Origin of the sequence: Mesorhizobium sp. B2-4-12 (assembly GCF_006441575.1) — a bacterium.
In the GTDB taxonomy this organism is placed as follows: Bacteria; Pseudomonadota; Alphaproteobacteria; order Rhizobiales; family Rhizobiaceae; genus Mesorhizobium.
The window spans coordinates 92,690-101,006 of the sequence record NZ_VFVC01000019.1; the positions used below are offsets into that span (position 1 = coordinate 92,690).

10 protein-coding genes and 2 pseudogenes are annotated in these 8,317 nt (G+C 61.8%); 6 read left to right on the forward strand and 6 right to left on the reverse strand.

The window, feature by feature from the left end; all coding sequences use genetic code 11:
• Positions 1–103 precede the first annotated feature (103 nt).
• Both FJ934_RS13820 and FJ934_RS13825 read left to right on the forward strand, forming a co-directional pair.
• Positions 104–1,021, forward strand: coding sequence for a DUF1402 family protein (locus tag FJ934_RS13820; RefSeq protein WP_246671506.1), 918 nt, complete (start codon positions 104–106; stop codon positions 1,019–1,021).
• A 26-nt stretch (positions 1,022–1,047) separates the two neighbouring features.
• On the forward strand, positions 1,048–1,683 hold the full coding sequence (locus FJ934_RS13825) for a DedA family protein (protein WP_140610170.1): 636 nt from the start codon (positions 1,048–1,050) through the stop codon (positions 1,681–1,683).
• Here the strand turns inward: FJ934_RS13825 and FJ934_RS13830 are convergent.
• From FJ934_RS13830 to FJ934_RS13850, 5 genes are all read right to left on the reverse strand, one after another.
• A complete protein-coding gene (locus tag FJ934_RS13830) occupies positions 1,667–2,458 on the reverse strand; it encodes a phosphodiester glycosidase family protein (protein WP_140610171.1) in 792 nt (263 codons plus the stop codon). The genes FJ934_RS13825 and FJ934_RS13830 overlap by 17 nt on opposite strands.
• Positions 2,459–2,580: 122 nt before the next feature.
• Complete coding sequence (locus FJ934_RS13835) at positions 2,581–3,207, reverse strand: transglutaminase-like cysteine peptidase (protein ID WP_140610172.1); 627 nt, start codon at positions 3,205–3,207, stop codon at positions 2,581–2,583.
• Positions 3,208–3,352: 145 nt separating this feature from the next.
• Complete coding sequence (locus FJ934_RS13840; protein WP_140610173.1) at positions 3,353–4,225, reverse strand: undecaprenyl-diphosphate phosphatase; 873 nt, start codon at positions 4,223–4,225, stop codon at positions 3,353–3,355.
• A 192-nt stretch (positions 4,226–4,417) separates the two neighbouring features.
• Positions 4,418–4,615: a hypothetical protein gene (locus FJ934_RS13845; RefSeq protein WP_140610174.1), complete on the reverse strand. Its 198-nt coding sequence runs from the start codon at positions 4,613–4,615 to the stop codon at positions 4,418–4,420.
• A gap of 156 nt (positions 4,616–4,771) precedes the next feature.
• Positions 4,772–5,167, reverse strand: a complete 396-nt coding sequence (locus tag FJ934_RS13850) for a GFA family protein (RefSeq protein WP_140610175.1) — start codon at positions 5,165–5,167, stop codon at positions 4,772–4,774.
• Between the two features lie 117 nt (positions 5,168–5,284).
• Here FJ934_RS13850 and FJ934_RS13855 point away from each other — a divergent pair, with 117 nt between their 5' ends.
• Positions 5,285–6,313, forward strand: a complete 1,029-nt coding sequence (locus tag FJ934_RS13855) for a 2OG-Fe(II) oxygenase family protein (RefSeq protein WP_140610176.1) — start codon at positions 5,285–5,287, stop codon at positions 6,311–6,313.
• Positions 6,314–6,433: 120 nt separating this feature from the next.
• Here the strand turns inward: FJ934_RS13855 and FJ934_RS13860 are convergent, their stop codons facing one another.
• The gene (locus FJ934_RS13860) at positions 6,434–6,682 is read right to left on the reverse strand and encodes a ParB N-terminal domain-containing protein (RefSeq protein ID WP_127320334.1); all 249 of its coding nucleotides are present in this window, start codon (positions 6,680–6,682) and stop codon (positions 6,434–6,436) included.
• A gap of 239 nt (positions 6,683–6,921) precedes the next feature.
• On the opposite strand from FJ934_RS13860, the pseudogene FJ934_RS28375 reads away from it, so the two are divergent.
• The 3 genes and pseudogenes from FJ934_RS28375 to FJ934_RS13875 form a co-directional block, all read left to right on the forward strand.
• Positions 6,922–7,062, forward strand: a pseudogene (locus tag FJ934_RS28375) (acyl-CoA thioesterase); the annotation flags it as partial.
• Positions 7,063–7,183: 121 nt separating this feature from the next.
• Positions 7,184–7,489: pseudogene (locus tag FJ934_RS13870) on the forward strand (ABC transporter permease subunit); the annotation flags it as partial.
• Positions 7,490–7,501: 12 nt separating this feature from the next.
• A complete protein-coding gene (locus FJ934_RS13875; protein ID WP_140610177.1) occupies positions 7,502–8,161 on the forward strand; it encodes an amino acid ABC transporter permease in 660 nt (219 codons plus the stop codon).
• Positions 8,162–8,317: the final 156 nt, after the last annotated feature.

Genomic DNA, 8,317 nt, shown 5'->3' on the forward strand with positions numbered 1-8,317 from the left:
CCGGCGACGTTCCCCGAGAGCCCAAAAAAGGCGCCCGATGATTGCGTTGCAGCGATTTCTCCTGGTCCTCCTGCTCGCGGCCCTCTCCTGGAGTGGCGCGCTCATGGTGGAGACGGCGCATGCCGGCGGGCTGGTCGTCGTTCCATCCGGCAATCGCTCCGAAACGCAACCGCCAATCCCGGATGCATCCGCGACGCGAACGCGCGCCTTCAAGACCACCTACCCGGAAAAATACGAGAAGATCGTCGCGCTGCTGAAGCACGAGAAGAAACTGGTGGCGCACATCAAGCAGGTGGCGGCCGCCTACGATATCGATCCTATCCATATCGTCGGCGCGCTTGTCGGCGAACATACCTATAACGTCACCGCCGTCGGCTCGGTACAGACCTACTATGTGAAGGCACTGTCCTATTCCGGCCTTGACTTTGCCTTCCGCTACAAGGGCGTGCCGGTGCAGACCTTTGTCCAGCGGCCGGAGTTCGCGGCCTGCGCCGAGGCCAAAGACAGTGCCGCCCTGTGGAGTTGCCGCGACAGGGTCTGGGTAGAACATTTCCGTGGCAAGAGCGTCGATGGCGTCACCTACGAGGCCATGACCTTCCAGCAGGCGTTCTTCCAGCCCTTCTTCGCCGGCCAGACATTCGGCCTTGGCCAGATCAGCCCGTTGACCGCGCTGGAAGTGACCGACCTGGTCAACAGGGTGAGCGGCTATGACAGACTGACGCCAGATCGTCCGCAGGCGATCTATCGTGACGTCATGGATCCGGACCGCAGCATCGTCTACATCGCGGCGATCGTGCGCGACGCCATCGACGCCTACAAACAGGAGGGCTTCGACATATCGGGCAATCCGGGCATAACGGCCACGCTCTACAATGTCGGCCAACCCCGGCAGCGGGCGGCCGACCTGCGCGCGGCAGTCGCCAGTGGCAAGGGCCGCAAGCTGCCGGTGGAAAATTATTATGGCTGGCTCGTCAACGACAAGCTCGACGAACTCAGGAGCCTGCTCGATAGCGGCAGCTGAGAGACGCTTTTTATCAGGGAGCTTGCGTGCAGTCGTTCATCGACCAGAGCGTTTGTTTCATCGAAAACCATCAGGCCTGGGCAGGCGTCGTGGTCGGACTGCTGGCGTTCGGTGAATCGCTGGTGCTGGTCGGCATCCTCTTGCCCGGCACCACGGTCCTGGTCATCGTCGGCGGCCTGGTGGGCGCAGGCATTGTCCAGCCTTTGCCCGTTCTTCTCGCAGCGATGGTCGGTGCGACGCTCGGCGACACCGTCTCCTATTTCCTTGGCAAATGGCTCGGACGCGGTGTCGTCCATAAATGGCCGCTCAATCGCTACCGGCGCGAGATCGCCCGGGCGCGGCTGTTCTTCCATCGTTATGGCTTCGCGGCGGTTTTCGTCGGCCGCTTCTTCGGCCCGGTCCGCGCCACCGTGCCGCTGGTCGCGGGCATGATGGGCATGAACCGGCGCCGCTTCCAGATCGCCAACATCCTGTCGGCGATCATCTGGGCTCCAGCCGTGCTGTCGCCGGGATGGCTGGTCGCCAAGGGCGCCGGCAGTCTCCCCGAACTCGATGCGACCAGCCTGTTCGGCATGGCGGTGATCGCAGCCATCGCCTTGGTCATCATAGCGGTGATCGCCGGCAAGCTCCGGGGCAAGCGCCAGCCTAGCCGCGCTTCCTGAACACGCCGATCATCGGTCCCAGATTCCAGTAATCGTCGTTGCGGCCGATTGCCGGGGCAAGCAGGCTTGAAATCGAGCCGTCGAGGAACAGCGCATTGTCGCAGCCGAGCGCATCGCGAAAGAGCCGGGCGAATGCATGGAACGTCACCGCACCATTCGAAATGGCAAAGACCGCGACACCGTCCTTTCGCACGCCGACACCGTCGCGGGTCTTGCGCGAGGTGCTGTCGGACTGGAATTTCGGATGAAGCTGGCCGTCGATCACCAGCATCGGCCCGGATTGCGTCGCATAGTCGGTGGGCGGCCGTTTCCTGACGAAGTCCCTCGTCGCCCGGACCGCGGCCTTGCCGCCGCTGATGTAGAAGATGCCATTCGGCTGCAGCGAAAAATTGCCGGTTCCCGATCCCGTCTTCACATCAGCCATTTCCTGGCCTCGCTCGATATAGAGGCCGACCGGCCTGAGGTCGGGGTGATACATGCCGGCATTGATGGCAAACAGCATGGTGCGGCCGGCCGCGCGCTGAGCATTATCGAGATTGTGCAGCGACTGAAAAGGTTTACCAGCTGGATCCTTCCAGAACAGCTCGATCGAATAGCGTTTCGGGTCGACCTCGCAGACGAGATAGCTGGCCGCCTCAAAGGCAAAATCGCGGCACGGTGGTACCGTTGCGAACCATTGGCCGAACGCCATCGTCGTGGCGATCGCATGGGGCAGCGCGGTCTTGGCGAAGGCCGCCAACAGCGGGACGGCGTTGAGAAGTGTCGGAAAATCCATGCGCCTACCGGATTGCCAGCTCCAACGAGCGACGTGGATACCACCGCCGGGCGCTGAAATGAAAGGCGGCTTGAACAGAACGCAGGAACGGTCGGTTAACGGGCGCCATAGCGCCGCGGAGACTATTTGACAGCGCTGACCAATTGTTCGTCGCCGCCAAGGATGGAAACCCAGTGCCCGGTGTTGTCGCTCGCCTGTCTTTTCAGATAGCGGTAGCTGGTCTGGTTCCAGAGGCGGACCTTGTCGGTCAGGTTGTCGAGGATGAAGTCACCCTTGTCGGTGCGCACTGTCAGCACGGCATGACCTTCGCCGTCGGGCTTGCGCACCACTGTCATCAGGAGATTGGCGATGGCAATGCCCAACCTATTGAGTTCGCGCCGCTTTTCCAGCGCGTAGTCCTCGCAATCACCGAAGCCGTTGTCGGGATAGGCCCACCATTCCTCCTTGCCGTAATTGTCGAGGTCGCTCATCGGCTTGACGCGCGTGTTGACCGAGAGATTTACCGCCGTGATCTCGCGCAGCAGCTTGCCGGTCATATGTTCGGGCGCGTTGTCGGGTGAGCGGATGGAGCATTCCACGACATGGATCTTGCAAAAATCATAGTGGCCGATCGGCTGGGAGGTCGAGCCACCGATAACCATGGACGCGGGCGCGGAATAGGCGAAACTCGCCGCCGAACAAAAAGCGGTCAGCGCAACCGCCAGCCCCAGCCCCTTCGCCTTGCGGCGCCAACCTGTCGAGGATGCCATGCGGCCCCGCCCATCGTTTTTTGTTAACGGAACGTTAAGGGCGGTTATGTCTCGAAGTCAATGAACGCGGCTGATCACATCTTTGCGGTCGCCGCATAGGCCTTCGGGGGTTGCAGCGGCGCAACACAAGGGTTCAGTTCCCAAGCTAGGCCAGCCATCCCATCGCGACACCGAGCAACAGGACGACACCGAGCAGGCCACGGTAGATGACGAAAGGCCAGGCGGAGAACCGTTCCAGCACGCGCATCAACCCCCAGATGGCGAAGAAGGCGGAGATCGAGGCGACGACCAGCCCCGTGGCAAGAACCGACCAGCCATGGGCATCAAGGTGAACCTTGTGCAGTTCCCACAGTTCCTTCAGACCGGCCAGCGCGATCGCCGGCAGCCCGAGCAGGAACGAGAAGCGCGCCGCCTCGGCCCGTTTGAAGCCGAGCCCCAATGCCGCCGTCAAAGTCGAGCCCGAGCGTGAGACGCCAGGTATCAGCGCGCCGATCTGGGCGATGCCGACCAGAAGCGCGTCGGCGAGCGACGCTTCGCCCATGGTGCGGCGGTGGCGGGCGAAAATCTCGGCCAGCGCCAGCAGGACCGCCATGACGATGCAGGCCCATCCGATCACGCTCAGGCTGCGCAGCGGCGAATTGCAGGTATTGAGAACGCCTGACAGCGCCACGCCGGCAATGACGATCGGGATCGTCGCCAGCACGATCCAGGAAGCCAGCCGAAAGTCGCGGTCCGCGAAATCGCGCCGCACGAGAGCCCCGAGCGAGCCGAACACGAGATCCCTGACATCGCCCCAGAAATAACTGACGACGGCGGCGAGCGCGGCAAGCTGCATGGCCGCGGAGAAGGCGGAGCCGGGATCCTGCCAGCCAAGCACCGCCGGCACGATGCGCATGTGGGCGGTCGAGGAAATCGGCAGCAATTCGGTGATGCCCTGAACGAGGCCGAGAAAGGCGACCTTGGCATATCCCAGGCCGACAAAGCCCGTATCCACGCCCTGAGTGCAGATGTCAGCCATGTCGGATTCCGTGTGTGAGAGATCTAGCTTGCGCAGGTGTTACCGGCGTCGGCCGGTCCCGCGCAAGCCTTACCGTCATGGATCGGATAATCAATTTACGGATTTGTAAGCTGGCGCCGTGCGTCGAAGTACGTCGTCCGGGACCGCCCCAAGAGGCCGGCCTTTTTTCTCATGGGATAGAACGGCAAGCAATTACGGGCACAACCAAGGTTTCTGGCAGGTCCTGGCGATCACATGGGCCGGGGGAACGACAGGTTCTTCGGCCGATGGTCGGCGCACCCGTTCGAGCAGCATGCGTACCTGTTCCGGGCGCACACGGTCACGCTCCATCACAAGCAGGACCATCGGATCGCTCAAAAGCTCGTCCAGGGTGCTGATGCTGTCGTTCATCCGTCGTCTCCTCGAATGCCGGCCCGCGCAGCATAGATAGGACGCAAAGATGGCCCGCCAATGACGTTTTGCCGGCTATCGCGTGACGATTTGGATTAATTTTTTGTCATGACTGCACGGCTTCGTCCTTCTCCGTACGGGAGAAGGGGGAAGTACTTACGGAGGCGGGGCGTCTTCATATTGCGGCAGGCCGTCGTCAAGGACCAGCCAAGGCTGCTTCGAGCCGGTCCAGATATGCATCTGCGGCCGAAACAGCGAAGGATCGTCGAGCGATCCGGTGGTGATGCCGATGATGCCGGCGGAATCGCGCCGCGAAAACATCGTCGTGCCGCAATTCGGACAAAAGCCGCGCTTGAGATCCGGCGAGGTGTTCACAGTCGCCAGCGGTCCTTCGACCGTCACATCGTCGATGCGAAACAGCACGCGCGCATTGAAGGCAGCGCCGATCGCTTTCTGGCAAAGCCGGCAATGGCAGATACGTTCGTTGACAGGATCGACGTCGGCACGATAGCGCACCGCTCCGCACAAGCACCCGCCCTGATATCCAGCCATCGTCCTGATCCAGTCTTGGAGAGAGTAATCGACAGGCTAGCGGCGGAACCGATTGGGTCAATTGAAAAGCTTTGATACAAGGTCATCGATTATGATGATGCGGGTGGAACGGAAGCCATGACGCCAGATATCGAAACCATCGGGATTGCGGACCTGTTCGGTCCGCCCTCGCCCGCCCGCGACCGAACCGACGCCCGGATCATGGCCGCCGCCTCGGGCATCGGTTTCATGGCGGTCCGCGATTTTCCCGGCGATGACTGGCTGACGCCGGACAAGCGCGGGCAATTGCTGCGCATCTTCACGCTTCCCGATGCCGAGAAGCAGAAACTGCTGCGCTGGAATTTCGACCGCACCAAGAAGAATTTCTACCGCGGCTGGTTCCCGCTGCAGCCGCGAGCCGTTTCCTACAAGGAAGGCATCGACATGGGGCCTGACCTTGCCGATCCGACGCGTGTTTCGGCTTCCGACGATCCATTGCGCGAGCCAACACCATTTCCGGCCGAAAGCGCGCTGCCCGGCTGGCGCGCCGAGGCGGCCGACTACTATCGCGCCATGGAGACGGTCGGTAACGCGCTGATGCGGTCGATCGCCCGCGGGCTTGGCCTGCCGGAGACGGTCTTCGATGCCTATTTCGAACAGGGCATCTCGACGCTGCGCCTGATCCGCTATCCCCTGCGCGACGTCAATGCCGGCGTCGATGCTGGTGGCCCGCAGGTCACGGTGGTCCATAAGGGGGAAACGCGCACCATCATCGGCGGCGAACATGCCGATTCAGGCTTCGTGACTTTACTGGCGCAAGACGGCTTCGACGGCCTGCAGGCAAAAAACCTGGCCGGCGAGTGGGTCGACGTGCCGCCTGCCAACGGCACGCTGGCGGTCAATTTCGGCCAGTTGCTGGAGCGCTGGACCGGCGGACGCGTCAGGGCGACGCGGCACCGGGTGATTGCGCCGAAGACGGTGCGTTTTTCGATCCTGTTTTTCTACGAGCCGCGCGTCGATGCCGAGATCGCTCCGTTGCCACTGAGCGGCACGGAACCTTTCGAGCCGTTTCTTTATGGTGATTATCTCTGGGACTCGGCGACGAATTTCGTCGAGATGAGCGGCATCAAGCATCTAAGGCTGCCCCGTCGCGCGAAGGCTTCATAAACAAACCGTCGGCCATCTCGTTGGGATGGCCGGAAATCGACGGGCGGTTACTTCGTTTCGACATGGCCAGCGAAAAAACTCTGGAGATTATTGCTGGGAGAATTGCGTACCGCGCTCGCGTCAGTGGCGCTTGGCTTGGACCAGATAAGCGTCGATCTCGGTCTCGCCGAGCCACTTGGCTGCTTCCAGACGATGCAGGCCTTCGACGAGCACATGGCGCTTGCCGTCGTGGCGGACCTGGATCGGCGTCTTCATGCCGTTCTCCAGTATGTCCTCGGCGAGATGCCGCACCGTCTCGGGATGCAGCGTCTTCCTGCGCGCAGTGGGCACGTAGATGTCGTCTACCTTGACCTTTTGCACCCTCAGCATGCCTGTCCCCGTGGCGGAACCGCCGCCGTCTTCCTGAGATAGTCGGTTTGTTCAGGAGGGCCAAGGGCGCGGCTAACGAATATCGGCCGTCCACCGGTTTGCCTCTCGCCACGCGTTTCGCTATGGCGTCTCGCGATCCTAACGGAACCATGAGCAAATCCCTCGTCACCTTCGTCGGTGTCGTCCATCCCTGGATGTGCGACGTGATGGGGCACGTGAATGTGCGCCACTACGCGGCGATGTTCGATGATGCCAGTTTCCAGCTCCTCGGCCATATCGCCGGGCAGGATGGCAGCCAGGCAGCGGCGACCGGGTGGGCCGACGTGCGCACCGAAATCGACTATCGCCATGAAACGACAGCCGGCTCGCTGATTACCATCCGTTCGCATGTGGCGAAGATCGGCCGCACCTCCATCACCTTCGAACAGATCATGTCGGGATCGCTCGACGGCATCATTCATGCCGCCATGCAGAAGGCGCTGGACGAGATGATGGCCGACGGGCCAGACGGAAGCTGCCCGCACGATCGGCTTCAGCCGCTTCCAGACCTTGCGCAAGGTCGTGCTTCCACAGGCCGCAAGGCTGATGATCCGGCCGCTCGGCGTCAATACGGTCGCTCTGCTCAAGGGGTCGGCGCTCGTATCCACCATCTCGGTGGTGGAGCTGACCTATACCGCCCAGCGCTTCATCGGCTCGACCTACAAGCCGTTCGAGATCTTTGGCGTCGCGGCCCTGCTCTACATGGTCATGGTCTACGCCGTCGCCCGTGTCGTCGATCTGCTCGACAAACGCTTCGCCATCGTCTGACGGGAGAGCACGATGCAAGGTTTGGATTTCACCGTCGTCACGCCCTATTGGGATCTCCTGTTGACGGGCGCCTGGTGGACCGCCGTACTGACGGTTTCGGCGGGAGCCCTCAGCTTTGTCGGCGGCATCATGTTTGCTGTCATCGTGCTCTATGCGCCGGCAGTTCTCGCCTATCCCGTGCGCGCCTTCATGTGGGTGTTCATGGGTACGCCGCTGCTTTTGCAGCTGTTCCTGATCTATTTCGGCCTGGTGCAGATCGGCATCAATATTCCCGCGCTTGCCGCCGGCATTGTCGGGCTCGGCCTGCACTTTGCCGTCTACAAAGCCGATGTGATGCGCGCCGGCATCGTGGCTGTCGACCTTGGCCAGACGGAAGGCGCACGCAGCATCGGTTTCGGAAAATGGCAGACGCTGCGCTACGTCGTGATACCGCAAGCCGTGCGCAACACGGCGCCGCCGATCGGAAGCAACCTGATCGCACTGCTGAAGGAATCCTCGATCGTCTCTGTCATCGGCATCGCCGAGCTGGTTCACTCGGCGCAACTGGCGATCAGTGAAACCTTCCGCCCCTTTGAGTTCTACATCACCGCCGCCGCGCTTTATTACATCTTGAACCTTGTGCTCGAAGCGGCCTTGCATCGGTTTGAAAGACATGTGGAGGTTTCCCGATGAGCACGCAGCGGCCAATGGTCGAGGTCCGCGGCGCACGCAAATCCTTCGGCGCCGTCGAGGTCCTCAGAGGTATCGACCGGTGTCCAGCCGATAGATGGGTAACACTTTGAACCGGATAGATAGGTAACAGTTTTCTCCCTCATGATGGGTTCGCCG

Bases quoted from the DNA above. Each gene is read 5' to 3' on its own strand.
- FJ934_RS13855 (WP_140610176.1), top strand. From the start codon at position 5,285: ATGACGCCAGATATCGAAACCATCGGGATTGCGGACCTGTTCGGTCCG.
- FJ934_RS13835 (WP_140610172.1), bottom strand. From the start codon at position 3,207: ATGGCATCCTCGACAGGTTGGCGCCGCAAGGCGAAGGGGCTGGGGCTG.
- FJ934_RS13820 (WP_246671506.1), top strand. From the start codon at position 104: ATGGTGGAGACGGCGCATGCCGGCGGGCTGGTCGTCGTTCCATCCGGC.
- FJ934_RS13840 (WP_140610173.1), bottom strand. From the start codon at position 4,225: ATGGCTGACATCTGCACTCAGGGCGTGGATACGGGCTTTGTCGGCCTG.
- FJ934_RS13845 (WP_140610174.1), bottom strand. From the start codon at position 4,615: ATGAACGACAGCATCAGCACCCTGGACGAGCTTTTGAGCGATCCGATG.
- FJ934_RS13830 (WP_140610171.1), bottom strand. From the start codon at position 2,458: ATGGATTTTCCGACACTTCTCAACGCCGTCCCGCTGTTGGCGGCCTTC.
- FJ934_RS13875 (WP_140610177.1), top strand. From the start codon at position 7,502: ATGCAAGGTTTGGATTTCACCGTCGTCACGCCCTATTGGGATCTCCTG.
- FJ934_RS13860 (WP_127320334.1), bottom strand. From the start codon at position 6,682: ATGCTGAGGGTGCAAAAGGTCAAGGTAGACGACATCTACGTGCCCACT.
- FJ934_RS13850 (WP_140610175.1), bottom strand. From the start codon at position 5,167: ATGGCTGGATATCAGGGCGGGTGCTTGTGCGGAGCGGTGCGCTATCGT.